Source organism: Streptomyces flavusporus (assembly GCF_046267975.1).
Lineage (GTDB): Bacteria > Actinomycetota > Actinomycetes > Streptomycetales > Streptomycetaceae > Streptomyces > Streptomyces flavusporus.
On the sequence record NZ_CP176503.1, the window covers coordinates 8,880,446 to 8,894,663 of the forward strand.

At 66.2% G+C, this 14,218-nt stretch carries 11 protein-coding genes and 1 pseudogene; 9 read left to right on the top strand and 3 right to left on the bottom strand.

Translation table 11 applies throughout. From position 1 onward, the window contains the following. Positions 1–19: 19 nt before the first annotated feature. The 3 genes and pseudogenes from ACKTSN_RS41705 to ACKTSN_RS41715 all read right to left on the bottom strand — a co-directional run. Positions 20–1,072: an aldo/keto reductase gene (locus tag ACKTSN_RS41705; RefSeq protein ID WP_409473813.1), complete on the bottom strand. Its 1,053-nt coding sequence runs from the start codon at positions 1,070–1,072 to the stop codon at positions 20–22. Between the two features lie 83 nt (positions 1,073–1,155). Then, positions 1,156–1,920: a VOC family protein gene (locus ACKTSN_RS41710; RefSeq protein ID WP_409473814.1), complete on the bottom strand. Its 765-nt coding sequence runs from the start codon at positions 1,918–1,920 to the stop codon at positions 1,156–1,158. 115 nt (positions 1,921–2,035) lie between these two features. Continuing rightward, positions 2,036–2,122 (bottom strand): annotated as a pseudogene (locus ACKTSN_RS41715) (VOC family protein); the annotation flags it as partial. Between the two features lie 30 nt (positions 2,123–2,152). Between ACKTSN_RS41715 and ACKTSN_RS41720 the strand changes: the two are divergent. From ACKTSN_RS41720 to ACKTSN_RS41760, 9 genes are all read left to right on the top strand, one after another. Continuing rightward, complete coding sequence (locus ACKTSN_RS41720; RefSeq protein WP_409473815.1) at positions 2,153–3,781, top strand: recombinase family protein; 1,629 nt, start codon at positions 2,153–2,155, stop codon at positions 3,779–3,781. A gap of 424 nt (positions 3,782–4,205) precedes the next feature. Next, a complete protein-coding gene (locus ACKTSN_RS41725) occupies positions 4,206–4,640 on the top strand; it encodes a hypothetical protein (RefSeq protein WP_409473816.1) in 435 nt (144 codons plus the stop codon). Further along, positions 4,637–4,861 (top strand): hypothetical protein, encoded by a 225-nt coding sequence (locus tag ACKTSN_RS41730; protein WP_409473817.1) that lies wholly within the window; start codon positions 4,637–4,639, stop codon positions 4,859–4,861. Before ACKTSN_RS41725 ends, ACKTSN_RS41730 begins: the two co-directional genes overlap by 4 nt. A 397-nt stretch (positions 4,862–5,258) precedes the next feature. After that, positions 5,259–5,840: a hypothetical protein gene (locus ACKTSN_RS41735; RefSeq protein ID WP_409473818.1), complete on the top strand. Its 582-nt coding sequence runs from the start codon at positions 5,259–5,261 to the stop codon at positions 5,838–5,840. Between the two features lie 581 nt (positions 5,841–6,421). Next, positions 6,422–7,267, top strand: coding sequence for a hypothetical protein (locus ACKTSN_RS41740; RefSeq protein WP_409473819.1), 846 nt, complete (start codon positions 6,422–6,424; stop codon positions 7,265–7,267). A 14-nt stretch (positions 7,268–7,281) separates the two neighbouring features. Beyond that, entirely contained in the window at positions 7,282–7,638 is a 357-nt protein-coding gene (locus ACKTSN_RS41745) for a hypothetical protein (protein ID WP_409473820.1), read from the top strand. Then, the gene (locus ACKTSN_RS41750; protein ID WP_409473821.1) at positions 7,635–7,877 is read left to right on the top strand and encodes a hypothetical protein; all 243 of its coding nucleotides are present in this window, start codon (positions 7,635–7,637) and stop codon (positions 7,875–7,877) included. Before ACKTSN_RS41745 ends, ACKTSN_RS41750 begins: the two co-directional genes overlap by 4 nt. Before the next feature lie 199 nt (positions 7,878–8,076). Next, positions 8,077–8,331, top strand: a complete 255-nt coding sequence (locus tag ACKTSN_RS41755) for a hypothetical protein (RefSeq protein ID WP_409473822.1) — start codon at positions 8,077–8,079, stop codon at positions 8,329–8,331. Between the two features lie 1,223 nt (positions 8,332–9,554). Further along, a complete protein-coding gene (locus ACKTSN_RS41760) occupies positions 9,555–13,949 on the top strand; it encodes a peptidoglycan DD-metalloendopeptidase family protein (protein ID WP_409473823.1) in 4,395 nt (1,464 codons plus the stop codon). The last annotated feature ends 269 nt before the right edge of the window (positions 13,950–14,218 follow it).

Below are 14,218 nucleotides of genomic sequence, written 5' to 3' on the forward strand. Positions count from 1 at the left end.
GGCGTTCCCGACGGTGCCCTCAGAGCACGTCGTGCACCGTGCGCTGGTGCGTGGAGCGCCGGTCGTCGATGTCGGGCCAGCGGTCGCCGTAGATGTTACGGGTGATGGGCTCCTCCCGGACGAAGTCGTGCGGGAAGCCGAGCGGCACCGCGCTGACCTCGTCGAGGCGGGCGACGGCGTCCGCGTCGAGCCGGATGTCCACCGCCCCGAGATTGTCGGCGAGCTGGCTCTCCTTGGTGGCGGCGATGATCGGGACGATGTTGCCGGGCCGGCCGAGGAGCCAGGCCAGTGCCACCTGTGCCGGGCTCCAGCCGCCCTGCTCGGCGATCTCCAGGACGGCGGTCACGACCGCCTCCTCGCGCGGGTCGACCGTCCCCCCGGTGACGTCCAGCCGCCCCGACTCGCCCCGCCGGTACTTCCCGGTGAGCTTCCCGGCCGCGAGCGGCCCCCATGCCAGCACGGCGAGGTCGAACGCCCGCGCCTGCGGGAGCAGTTCACGCTCGGGAGTGCGCTCCAGCAGGCTGTAGCGCAGCTGCGATCCGGCGAACGCGGTCCAACCCCGCAGCTCGGCCAGCGTGTTGGCATGCGCGATCTCCCAGGCGGGCCAGTCCGAGACACCGACGTACAGCACCTTCCCGGTCCGTACGAGGTCGTCCAGGGCCCGCATCACCTCCTCGACCGGGGTGAAGTTGTCCCGGGCGTGCACCCACAGCACGTCGAGCCGGTCGGTGCGCAGCCGCTCCAGACTGGCCTCGACCGACTGCACGAGGTTCTTGCGGTGGTTGCCCGCGGCATTGACGTCACCGTCGCGGATGCCGCAGGTGTACTTGCTGGCCAGCACGAATTGGTCGCGCCGCCCTTCCAGCAGGGCGCCGAGAATCCGCTCCGAGCTGCCGCCGGTGTAGTTGTTGGCGGTGTCGACGAAGTTGCCGCCGGCGTCCGCGTAGGCGTCCAGAATCCTGGCGCTGGTCTCCTTGTCCGCGCCCCAGCCCCAGTCCTCGCCGATCGTCATCGCGCCGAGACTCAGCTCGCTCACGCGCAGGCCGGTTCTGCCGAACAGTGGGTAACGCACGGTGCTCTCCCCTTCGGGTCCCTCGGGCGGATCGTGCTTACGACGCTAGGAGCTCGAGCGCACTCCAGTGCAAACGCCCCGGTTCAGCCCTCGTGGCCTGCGAGATACACGCCGAAGACGGCACCCTGTGGATCGCGCAGCACCGCGATGCGCGGTCCGTCCGGCACGGAGGTGGGCTCCATGAGGGCCGTGCCGCCCGCCCCGGTCGCCGTGGCGGTGGTGTCGTCCACGTCGGCCACGGCGAAGTACGGCAGCCAGTGCGGCGGCACCTCGTGCGGGAACTTGTCGTCCATGGTCATCATGCCGCCGAAGTCCACCCCGGCGATGCCCCACTGGGTGTAGTGCTCCGAGGCGTTGACGGTCCAGCCGAAGACGGTGGTGTAGAAGTCCCGCGCCCGCGCGGGTTCCCGGGTCATCAGCTCCACCCAGCCGAGCGAGCCCGGCGCGTTGAACAGCCCGGCGCCCTCGAAGGCCCGGGGCTGCCACAGGGTGAAGGCGGCGCCGGACGGGTCGGCGGCCACCGCGAAACGGCCCATGTCGAACACGTCCATCGGCCCCATCAGCACCGTCCCACCGGCTGCCGTGATCTCCCGTGCGCTCTCGTCCGCGTCCCGGACCGAGAACGACACGGTCCACGCGACCGGCTGTTCCTCCTGGTACAGCGGCGACAGCGCGGCAACCGGTGCGTCGCCCAGATGCGCGACCGTGTAGCCGCCGGCCTCCTGACGTGGATCCGTCTCGGCCCGCCAGCCGAACAACTCGCCGTAGAACCGCTTGGCGGCCTCCAGCTCGGTGGTCCCCAACTCGGCCCAGCAGGGCCCGCCGACCACCGGCTTGTCGAGCTTCATCCGACGTCCCTTCCGCAGCGCGAACCCACACCAGCACGCTAGCGCCGCCCACTGACAGCGGCCATCCGGGACTCTCTCGCGCCGGGCGCGTCGCCCGCCGCACGCTCACCGGGGATCAGATCCCGGGCCGATACCGGATCGGATGGTCCGCGGGCACCTCCACCAGCACGATCGGCGTGCCGTCCGGATCTCCAGACCACAGTGACTCAGTTATTAGTGCACACTGACCGGCATGACTGTTCTGTTGGGGAGCGAGCAGCTCGAAGCACTGTCGGTGATCAGGCTCAGCGTCCGAACCGATGAAACCACGTCGCCAACGCGCCAGCGTGAGGCGAATGAAAGATCTGCACGGGCCATCAGTGCGCGAATCGTCGGTGAAGCTGAGGACCTGGACGTCTCAGCGTCACGGACAACGCCTTTCGAGCGCCCGGAGCTGGGCAAGTGGTTGGCCGAGCCATCGCGGTTCGACGTCATCCTGTGGTGGCGGCTCGACCGCGCTGTCCGCTCAATGGCTGATATGCATGAATTGGCCAAGTGGGCCCGTACGTACCGAAAGATGCTCGCCTTTGCCGAGGGGCCTGGCGGGATGCTGACGCTTGATTTCCGCAACCCGCTTGATCCCATCGCGGAAATCATGGTTACGCTTCTGGCCTTCGCGGCGCAGATGGAAGCTCAGGCTATCCGGGAGCGTGTTCAGGGGGCTTCGGAAGCAATTCGAGGGATGGCCTTGCGGTGGCGTGGAGCTCGACCGCCGTACCCGTACATGCCGGCGCCAATGCCCGATGGGGCGGGGAAGACACTTGTGCCGGACCCGGAGGCCGTAAAGGTGGTCGAGCGAATCATCCGATCGCTTGTGGAGGATGCAAACGCTAGCCCTACGTCCATCGCTATCGAGTTGAACAGCGAAGATCCGCCGGTTCCTAGTCCCCGCGACCACTGGGCAACCAAACAGGGACGTAAGCCAGGAGGAAAGACGGGCGGCAAAGCGTACGAGCGTGGCTCGACGGTGCCACGCTTTAAGTGGAGCGCATCAACCATCAACGCTCTTCTTCGCTCGCCGACGCTCATGGGGCAGAAGGTCCACGCCGGCGCACCCGTTCGTGACAGCACAGGGCGGCCCGTCCTGGCCTCTGAAACGCCCATCTTGACGAGGGAGGAGTTCGACAACGTAGGCGCGCTGCTGGACGCGAGGAAGCGCGACACAGTCCCGCCGACGCGAAGCGACACAAACGCTCTCCTCCTACGTGTCATTCAATGCGCCGGGTGCGGCGGGCGCATGTACTACACGAAGGCGTCCGGGAAGAGGAAAACGAACATCTACGCCTGCCGAGCAGCGACTCAGGGGCGCAGGTGCGAGAAGCCATCGACCATCAAGGCTGAATGGGCGGAGGAGTATGTCGCGCGAAAGTTCCTCGGGCTCGTCGGCTCGTGGGAAGTGATCGAAACACGCAAAATCGCAGGTTATGACCCTGGGCCCGAGATCAATGAAGTGTCAGCCGAGTTGGAAGAGCACATGAAGCAGTCCGGGAGATTCCGCTCTGAAGCGGGACGTCGACTTTGGGAAGAGAAGGCGACCGCGCTGGAAAGCCGACTCGCTGAACTGGAGGCTACTCCTCGGCGGCCTCCCATGACTGAGGTCGTGCATACGGGACGCACGTACCGCGACGTATGGGACGCCAAGGACGACGCCGGTAAGCGCCGGATGCTTCTGGACGCGGGCGCGGTGCTGAAGGTGAGCCAAGGGAGGAGGGGCGGTAAATACGCCGTCGACGAATCCCGCTTCCGTTTTGCGATTGGCGAGCACGACGACCCTGGGGCGGAGCACCTCGCCGATATCCTCGCGCAGGAGACGGGCGACTAACGAGCGCCCCGCGGGGGAAGTGCGACAGACGTACGACGGAGCCCCCATCACGCCGACGGGGGCTCCGTCAGGTCTGGGGCGGGTTGCTCCACGGGCCGGCTGGAGGCTGCTCGGGTAGCTTCGCGCCTGGCCTGTGGCAGTACCAAGCGACAAAGCGCCGGAGGACGTCTGAGCGGTCTGTGTCGTCCGGTACGGCGTCCCCGAACGCTTGCCATAGCTCCGCGTCGATACGGAAGCGGCTGACTGGTGTCTTCGGTTGGTTGGGCATGGGGGGACAGTAGCAGAGGTGTGGCTACACCGAAGGGGTTGCGGTGTGGCCACACCCATGTTTAAGGTGTAGCCACACCCCGACGCAAGCAAGACAAAGGGCCCGCGAGATCTTGGCGGATGCACGGGCCCTCTGTCTCCATTACTGGAGGTCCCCATGCTCGCACAGCGCGTCCTCGTCGTCGGCAACACGACCACTCCCGACAGTCTGGCCGACCTGACGGCCTTCGCCTGCGACGTCGCCGACCGCCTCCGCTTCCCCGCCGTCGTTGCCGTTGGCCGCGACTACCGCCCGGAGCGCTACGAGGCCGTCATCCTCGCCGACGGGTGGGAGACGTCGTTCACCTCCGCGGCGTTGGGCTGTGAGGCGCTCTTGGCCGACGTGTGCACCCTGTGGGCGCACGAGGTGTACGAGCACCCGGTGAGCACCGTCTGCTCGCACTGCTACGGGGACGACCCCGATGCGGCTCCGGTGCTCGTCGACGGGGCATGGACGACGTCGGTATGTCCCTCATGCGTCGACGCCGCTCGTCGCCTGGCGCTCCCCGGCGTCCTCCCTGTTGCTACGCACTCCGTGGCGGTGGCGGCATGAGTGACGAGGTGCGCGACCTCCGCGAACTCCTGAGCGCCGTCGTCGAGGCGCTGACGGTCCCGGGTGACGACATCTCTGATCGTCGGCTCGTCGACCGGGCGCTCTGGGTGCGAACTACCGTCCGCGGCGCACTCGACGATGATCCGTCGGACATCGGATGGAACGTCGGCTACCTCCGCCGCAAGATGGCGGAGGAGGAGTCGAGGCACACCAGTAAGTAACAGTCCGTGACGAAAGCCCGACCTGGGGTGACCTGGGAGCGGGCTTCGTCGCGTTCCGGCGCCTCGTCGACGTCCTCCGCGGGGTCGGAGTGGCAAACCTGGCCAGACTCCGGCCAAACCGTCGAGCAGCGTGTCCGCCTCGAAACCGCAGGTCAACCGGGGTTACTACTACTTTCCTTGGTCAGACTGGACAGAATAGAGGTACTTTTCAGGTTCTCTCTAACGCGTCTTAGAGAGACTTGAAAATACCCTTTGGTTTGGCACTTTGGCGCCAAGTTTGGACGCGCGCCGACGAGAGGCAGACGAGGACGCCGCCCCGACGTCACATCGCCTACTCATTACGACATAACCCCTATGTAAGCCGAACACGCGGCTTACCGACGACAAGGGGAACACTGTGCGGCATGAGGACGGGCTGAGACTCCGGCGGACGCGCCGGTCGTACGAGGCGCTGGAGATGGAGGCCCTCGAAGACGACATGCAGTCGTGCGGGGCGTACATCTCGTCAGGGCGGGGCTACTGGCGTGGTCTGTCGGGATACGACCCACTGGCGGAGCTCAGCGACGAGGAGTACGGACTCCGGCACTTCGAGGATTGGGAGGACGGCGCCCTCGACGAGGACGAGCGTCCGCAGCGTCACCGGCCATCGGGCCGGGAGGTCGACATCGTCCCGCCCGTCGTGGGTGAGGTCACGGTGCGCGTCGACCCGGAGATAGCGGCATCCTTTGCGGCGCGTCAGTCCGGCGCGACGCCTGGCGCGTCCTGGAGCGTCGACAACGACGGACACGTCACGGTCGAAGGTGACTTCAAGGTCTGGCGCGGGAAGTGCGCGCAGTGCTGCGAGGACTTCGAGCAGCGTCGTCCGCGGAGTCAGCGCCGGCGATGGCAGAAGTTGTGCTCTGCGGAGTGCCGGACGCTGTGGGACCGGACCCGGTCCCGGGAGCGGATGAGGCGGGTGCGAAGGAGCGACGCCGCCTGACGCTCGTTCGGGTTACATAAGGATCTGGAGAGGGGTGTTGCTCAGTCGCCCCTCTCCTCGTCGCATGACGGAGAGTCTCCGGCCCCGGAATGGCCGTTGAAGACTCTTGCGCCGCGCAACGCTTCTCTCTCCTCCGGCGTTGCGCTGAGCCCCCGCTCGCGTCCGCAGGGAGCGCGTCGAAGCACCGGTCTTCCCCTTCGTGGGCCGTGTGCGCCGCGCCGTTACTCCGCGAGCGGGGGCTTTCCTGTGCCCTCAATTCGACCGCTGGAACGCTAGACCGAAGAACGGACGGCAACCATGAGCGACGTCCCAAGCCGTGGGACACGGCCGTGCATGACGTGCTACGAGGTGTTCCCTCACACGCTCGACTACTTCCCCTTCGACGCCATGGGGCGCGGAGGGACACGCCCTCACTGCATCCCTTGTTGGAACCGGAAGCGCCGTGAGGCGTACGCAGCCAACCCCGACCCGCAGCGCCGGCGAATGCGAGAGCGATACGCCGCACGCGCAGAGCACTTCCGAAAGGCCCTGACCCCACGTGGGCAGGGCCCTTCGGCATTTCCTGACACGAAGGACTGATCATGATCAACCCCGAACTTGCCGCAGCAGTCGGAACCGTGCCGGACATCGAGCGCACGGAGCGGCTCCTCGACGAGGCGAAGAAGCGCCTTCGCGAGCACCCACACGGCACCACTCCCGACGCCGCACGTGATGAGGTCATCAACGCTGCTGTGGGCGCCTTTCAGGCTGACGGCTCGTGGCCGTCGGATCTCGGCAAGCGTGCCGCGAAGGCGTACACGGCCGCCCTGGAGTGGGAGGCGGAGCGCATCGCCCGGAAGCGGGCCGTCGAATCGACGGAACTGCTCGCCTACGACACCCGACAGGCGTACTCCGCTGACGCACTGGAGCACCTCGGGACGAGGCTGGACGAGGTACTGAGCGACGCCCGGAAGGCCGCGGAGACCCTCGGCGACGTACGGAGCGCTGACGCCGCTATCAAGGCCGGAGGCGCCGTCGTAGAGGCGTGGGGACGCCTTCAGGGGCTCGTCGACGACCTGGCCAACATCCGTGCGGCGCAGTGGGCGTTGCTCGACCCCGGGCCGCGTCCTCGTTCCATCGTCGGCGACGACGACACCGACGAGCGTCGTCAACTCCGCGAGTGGAGGCGACAGGGATACGGCGAAGTTCGGAATTCCCGCGTCGACGTTGCCACGACTGAGGCGTACCTCCTGTGGCTTGCCAACGTTGGTACCGCCTACGTACCGACGTCGTACGGAGACCTGGAGGCGGACGTCACGGCAGCAACGGAGCCCATCGCCTACGACGACAGCACGGAACGCGTCGTCGACTACTCCCCGCGCGTTACGCCTGAGCGCACCTACAAGCCCCTCGGTACCGGTCGCGACCCGCGGCCGTTCGTCGACTGACAAGGACAGACACCATGACCCCAGAGGAAGAGCGCGACAGCGCGCTTGCTGAACTCGCCCGCCTGCGTGCGGGTCTCGCCGCCGGCCTGACGCCGGAACAGTCCGCGCGCCTCGTCGGCACCACGCCGGAGGAGCTGGAGGCGGACGCCCAGACGCTCGCCGCGGAGTTCGGCGTAGCGGCCCCTCCTGCGCCCCCTGCGCCACGTTCCGGCGGGAACCGTGGCCCCGACGTCGGCAACGGCGCCGGAACCGTCAGCGGAGGCGCTCAGCGCTACCGCCAGAAGCACCCGCAGCGCGAGCCGCGACCGGATGAGCAGCAGCGCCGAACCAATCCGTTCCAGGCGCGGACCTACACCATGGAGAACCGATGATCTCAACATTCCTCTTCGACGAGTACGCGTCGGCCGTCCGCGACCACGCGATGACGCTGAACGGCCAGGCCGTGAGCGTCAACCTCGTCGGTGGGCAGACGCTCACCGGGACGCTGACCTATACGTCGACCACGGGGCCGCAGGGCTCGACGCTGTGGCCGTCCGTCCTCACGGTCACCGTGTCGACGAAGGTGCACAAGGTCCGGCTGGACCACGTGAGCTCGCTGGGCCAGAGCTGAGCCTGACGACCTGACAACGACAGGAGGGACCATGGTTGCCCCGGGGCCACGAAGAGACCCCACGCGGCCGTACAGCCGCACGCACAGGGAGGGCGGGAAGCAGCCTCGCGCCGGCCTCGTCATACTCCCGCTCTTGGGGTGCGACCTCCCCGTACCCGACATGCCGTCAGGGCGAGCATGGAGCGAGGCAGAGCGGACGATGTGGGAAGAGCTGTGGGCAAGCCCGCAGGCCACACAGTGGATCGACGCCTACGTGCCGCTCGTCGCGATGTACGTACAGATCGTGTGCCAGTCACTCGGTGGCGCTGCGACGGCTGGACTGGCGCAGGAAGCGCGACACTTGGCAGACCACTTGGGCCTGAGCCCCGCGGGCATGCGCACGCTGGGGTGGCAGATGGAGCCCGTGGACACGGGCACGGGTGAGCTGCATGCTCTGCCCGGTGGTGCTGCGTGAGTGCACGTACTGACGCCATGCTTGCCCGCAGGGCAGCAGCGCAGGGGCAGCACACAGGCAACGCCACGTGCCCGCCCGAGCTACGCACACCGTGCGTCGTGTGGGACTGGCTGAGCGCCGACGAGGCGACCGACGTCGAGCGCAACGGCATGAACTCACCGCTTGTCATTCGAGCGTGGCGACGTTGGCAGGAAGCACGTCGCGAGTACGCCGCGAGGGTTGGACTGAGTGAGTCAGCCGCTTGCGACCCTGCGGGTCGGCCGACGCTCGGTGAGCGCACGTACCCCGCCTGATCTGCGGAAATAGACCACCCGGGTAATCCCCCCTCGCACCCTTCCGGATCGTTAAGCTGCTAGGCAGCGCGGTCTGACAACCGGTTAGAGGTCGATCCAGGACCCCCCAAAACGCCCCCGAGACGCCCCCGAGACGCCCTCTGGCGGCTCCCTGGAGGCCCTCCCGCGTCGCAGACGAGGCGGATCGTGTCTGCGGAGCGATCAAGCCGTACGGGAAAGATCCACATCTAAGCGTTACAACCCGCAGGTCAAAGACCTAAAAGCGTAACACCCGCAGAGCCCCGGAGGAGTGACTCCGGGGCTCTTCCATTACCCGAGGAGACAGCATGCCGTACCGCGCCATGCCCGAGTGCCGTCGGCCAGGCTGCCACTTCAAGAGGGCGCCCCGTCGACGTCGAGACGGTACCGAGGATCTCCCTAAACACTGTTCCGCGGAGTGCGCCGCTTACATGCTGCGGGCAAAGCGTGCCCTTCGCGACGACGACGGGGCGGAGGCTGCCGAACTCCTACGTTTGTTCGATGTCCTGGGCGCCCGCAGGAGCAGGGGTGATCGCGTCCCTGACGTGTTCACACGCGACAGGGCGAAGGCGGAGTGACGCCGACGAGTAGCACCCCATAAGCCATTCAGCCCCGGTGGACGCACCGGGGCTCTGTCATGTCTGGAATTCCCATGACTCATGATTCAACGCGGTGCCTCCGCCCCGATTGCCAATTCGCACCCTTGCCGGCGATGATGGCATCGGGAGAGCTGGAGGTATTCGCGTACTGCTCTCCGGCGTGTAAAGCCTGGACAGAAGCGGCGTTGACTGTTGCGCAGGCTAAACACTCCCCAACGGTCGAACGTCAGGCGGAACGCCTGTGCGTTATGGCGCGCTTGCTGAACCTCCGTGAACACCCCGCGGAATACGACGTCGCAAACGGGGGTGTTTGATGGCTGGCGATTTGGACATCGTCGGTTCCGCAGCCGTCGACGTTATTCCGGTTGCTCCGAACTTCCACAACAAGATGAAGGCCATCGCCCTTCCCGCAGCTCAGCGGGTGGGCGAGGAGGCAGGGCGACGTTTCGGCGACGCCATGTCAAGGCATATCACGGTCGCTATCCCGAGTGCTATCAACAACGGTGGCAACGCTGCCCGCAACGCCTCAACACGAGCGGGAAACGATAATGCGGGCGCGTTTGGAAGAGCGTTTAAGTCCCGTTTGCAGGTGGCTTTCCAGTCGCTTCCTAAGCCTGATGTTCGGCTAGGGACAACGGGCCTAGATGCCGATTTGGCGCGCGTCCGGGCGAGGATGGAGGCCCTTAGCGGGAAGCGTATCGGCGTTGATATCGACGCCGAAACGGCCTTCGCTGAACTGGAGGCAATCGACGCGAAGCTAGCGGAACTCGGCTCGCGCTCGCCGAATATCCAGGTCCGCTCAGACATCGCCACCGCGCGGGCTGAACTCGCACAGATGCAGCGCCTAGTGGACGATCTCGACCGCGACGACGTCCGCATTCGCGTCACGGCGAACACAGCACAGGCGAACGCAGCCCTCATGCAACTCGCCGTCGCACTGGGCGCCGTAGCGGCTATCCCGCTCATCCCCATAGCAGCCGCAGGTATCGGCGCCATCGCGTCGGCAGCCGTCGTCGCCACTGCGGGCGTCGGAGCCCTGGCCCTGGCGGCTATCCCTGCGGTCAAGGGCGTCACCTCCGCTATCCAGGCGAAGACGGCCGCGGAGAAGGAAGCCACGTCCGCGACGGACAACTCCGCGGCTGCGAGCGTCCGCGCGGCTCAGAGCGCGCTTCAGATGCAGAATGCGCAGCAGTCGCTAGCCTCTGCGCACCGCAACGCCGCCCGCTCCATCGAACAGGCCAACCGGCAGGTGGAGGACGCTGAGCGCGCTCTCGGGCAGGCTGCTGTGCGCGCCATGGAGCAGCGCGAGCAGGCAGCGGAGCGGGTCGAGCAAGCGGAGCGTTCCCTCGTCGACGCCAAGCGTCAGGCACGCCAGGCGGAGGAAGACCTCACGCGGGCACGCGAAGACGCTGCCCGTCAGCTCGAAGACCTGAACGCGCAGCTAGAGCGCGGCAAGCTCGACGAGCGTGACGCGACCCTCCGCGTCCAGGAGGCGCAGGAGGAACTCAACCGCGTACAGGCTGAGTACGACGCCGGCAAGGCTACGGACCTCCAGCTCCAGCGCGCGCAGCTCGCCTACGACCAATCGGTCCAGGCCGCGGACCAGCAGAAGAAGGACTACGCGCAGCTCCAGAAGGACGCGGAAGCTGCGAAGAAGGCGGGCGTCGACGGCAACGAAGACGTAAAGCGTGCGGTCGACCAACTGGCCAACGCTCAGCAGAACGTCCAGAGCCAGACGGAGGCCGTCGCACAGGCACACCGCGACGCAGCGCAGGCGCAGGTGGAGGCCGCTCAGACCGTCACCGATGCTCAGCGCAACCTTGCCGACGCCGTCAAGAACGCGGCCGACACGCAGGTCCAGGCAGCGGAGTCCATAGCGTCCGCGGAGCGTGGCGTCGAGGCTGCGCGACTGTCGTCCATCGACACGACGGCTACAGCCACGACGAAGGCGGACGAGTATCGCAAGGCACTCGCGAAGCTGACCCCCGAGCAGCGCGCTCTTTACGACTCCATCGCCGGCCCGAAGGGTCTGACGGCCGCGTACAAGGCGTGGTCGAAGGAACTCCAGCCTCACGTCCTCCCGCTCTTCACGCGGGCTGTCGACGGTGCGAAGAACTCCCTCCCCGGCTTGACCCCGCTCGTCCAGACCTCCGCGGACGCGATCGGCGAACTGATGGACCGCGCGAGCGCGGACATGAAGCGCCCGTTTTGGCAGCGCTTCAAGCAGGGGATCACGGAGAGCGCGAAGCCCGCGATCATCGGACTGGGCATCGCGTTTGGAAATACGTTCAAGGGCATTGCGGGAATCGTTGACGCATTCTTCCCGCACATGGACTCCATTTCGGAGCGCATGCAGAGGATCACCGGGCGCTTCGCCAACTGGGGAACGAACCTCCGCGGCTCACCCAAGTTTGAGCGCTTCCTCGATTACGCAAGCGAGATGGGCCCGATAGTGGCCGAATCACTTGGCGACATCGGAGGCGCGTTCCTCGAAATAGGGCGCGCTCTCTCGCCTCTCTCAGGCCCTCTATTCAAGGTGCTGGGGGCGATGGCGGAGGGGATAGCCACAATCGCGGAAAACGCGCCGTGGCTCGTCCAGGGGATATGGCTGGCAGTCGTCGCCACGAAGGCGTGGACGCTCGCGATGATCGCCTTCAACTTCGTCGCCAAGCAGAACATCTTCGTGCGGATCGCCATACTGATTGGCGTCGTGATCGCGGCTGTTGTTCTGGCCTACCAGAAGTGGGATTGGTTCCGCGAGGCAGTTCAGGCGACGTGGTCCGCAATCCAGATCGCGGCACAGTGGGCGTGGACGAAGGTTCTGAAGCCTGTCTTCGAGGGAATCTGGGGCGCAATCCAGTGGGTCGGTGACGCGCTGACGTGGCTCTGGAAGAACGTCTTCGTCCCGGCGTGGAACATCATCTCGACAGTGGCCAAGTACGCCGCCGCGATCCTCCTGACCGTGGTGTTCACGCCGATCTGGCTTGCAATCCAGGCCGTCGGCGCGATCCTCGGATGGCTCTGGGAAGACTGCTTCAAACCGACGTGGGACCTTATCGCAGGGCTCGCTACATGGGTTTGGGACAACGTCCTCTCGCCGTTCTTCAAATTGGTGTGGGACGGAATCAAGTGGATCGGCGACAAATTCGTCTGGCTCTACAACCACGCCGTCAAGCCTGCGATGGACTGGATTTCCAGCAAGGCAAAATGGCTGTGGGAACACGCCCTTAAGCCCGCCTTCCGCTGGATCTGGGATGGCCTGAAGTGGCTTGGTGACAAGTTCAAGTGGCTCTATGACCACTCCGTAAAACCCGCGTGGGACTGGGTTTCCGACAAGACGAGTTGGCTGTACGACAAGGCGCTGAAGCCGGCGTTCGACAAGATGAAGTCGGCGGTCAAACTCGTCGGCGACGCGTTCGGCGAAGCTAAGAAGGCCATCAAATCAGCGTGGGACGCCGTCGCTGGGATCGTCGCAAAGCCGGCCAACTTTGTGATCGATGTCGTCTACACGCACGGAATCAAAGCCGTATGGGACAAGGTCGCGGGATTCGTCGGCCTGGACAAGCTTCCTGCTGCTCCCAAGCTGCTCGACGAGACACCCAAGTTCGCCGACGGTGGGCGGACGCGCGGAGGGATTCCAGGTAAGGACTCCATCCCCGCCCTCCTGATGGAAGACGAGTACGTAATTCGTCGGGATAGCGCCCGGAAAATTGGGTTCGGCGTCCTTGAGCAGATGAACCGCACAGGCGAAATCCCCGGCGTACAGAAGTTTGCCGACGGCGGCATCGTCGGAGCACTCTCCGGGGCGTGGGACTGGACGAAGGACACGGTCTCAGGCGTCGTCGACGGGGCCGTTGACTGGGCTAAGGCCGGCGCGGACCTCATGGTCAACCCCGGCAAGGTGTGGGCTCAGCTCATGGCGCCGATCCTGCGCGACGTCACGGCCAATCTCGGTGGCGCTCAGATCGGCAAGACGCTTGCTGCGTACCCGCCCAAGATGGCATCCGGCCTGAAGGACAAGATCGTCGACGCTGTCAGTGGCTTCTTCTCCGGTGGCGGAGATGGAGGCGGAGGCGGGAACGGCGTGTGGGCGCGCCCCGTCAACGCCCCGTTCGGCACTCGGTTCGGCGTGGCTGGCCCAATGTGGTCCTCCGGCTATCACACGGGTTTGGACTTCCCTGCTGCGACGGGAACCCCGGTCTATGCAGCCGCCAACGGCACCGTTGCGACGGCCGGCGGGGGAGGCCCGTACGGGAACCACATCCTCGTCAACCATGGCGGGGGACTGGCGTCGCTGTACGCGCACCTGTCGAAGATAGTGACCTCTGTCGGCGACGCCGTGACGCGTGGGCAGACGATCGGTGCCGTGGGTGCGACAGGCAACGTCACCGGTCCTCACCTCCACTTCGAGGCGCGGCGTAACGGGCGGACCATCGATCCCATGCCGTTCCTGTACGACGACGGCGGTTACCTCCAGCCTGGAATGAACCTCGTCGCCAACGGGACGGGGAAGCCGGAGCCCGTTCTGACGTCGGAGCAGTGGGCAGCCATCGGGGCCTCCAAGGGCTCAGGGCGTCCGCTCACGATCAACGTTGAATCGAAGACGCTCCTCGACGGCCAAGAGCTGAAGGGCGTTGTAGTCGAGCAAATCAACCTGTACGACGGCGAGATAGCCCGTGATCTGCACAACGGGCGCGTCTACATCTGACACACCACCACGCACACTCCGGGCCGGTTCCGCCATGGGACCGGCCCTTCCCATGCCCGCGGGCCGACATGGTCCGCGGGCGTCCCTATGACTTCAGGAGGAGCCATGATCGGTAAGCCAGCCAAGAGCCAGTCCGTCACCTGCCCGCACTGCGGGGCCGAAGTCGAGCAGACGCCCGGCGCTGGACGCGTGCGGCAGTATTGCAACCCCGAGCACGGCCGGAGTTGGCGTCGTCGCATGCGCCACGCGGGTTGGCTGTAGGCGGTCTT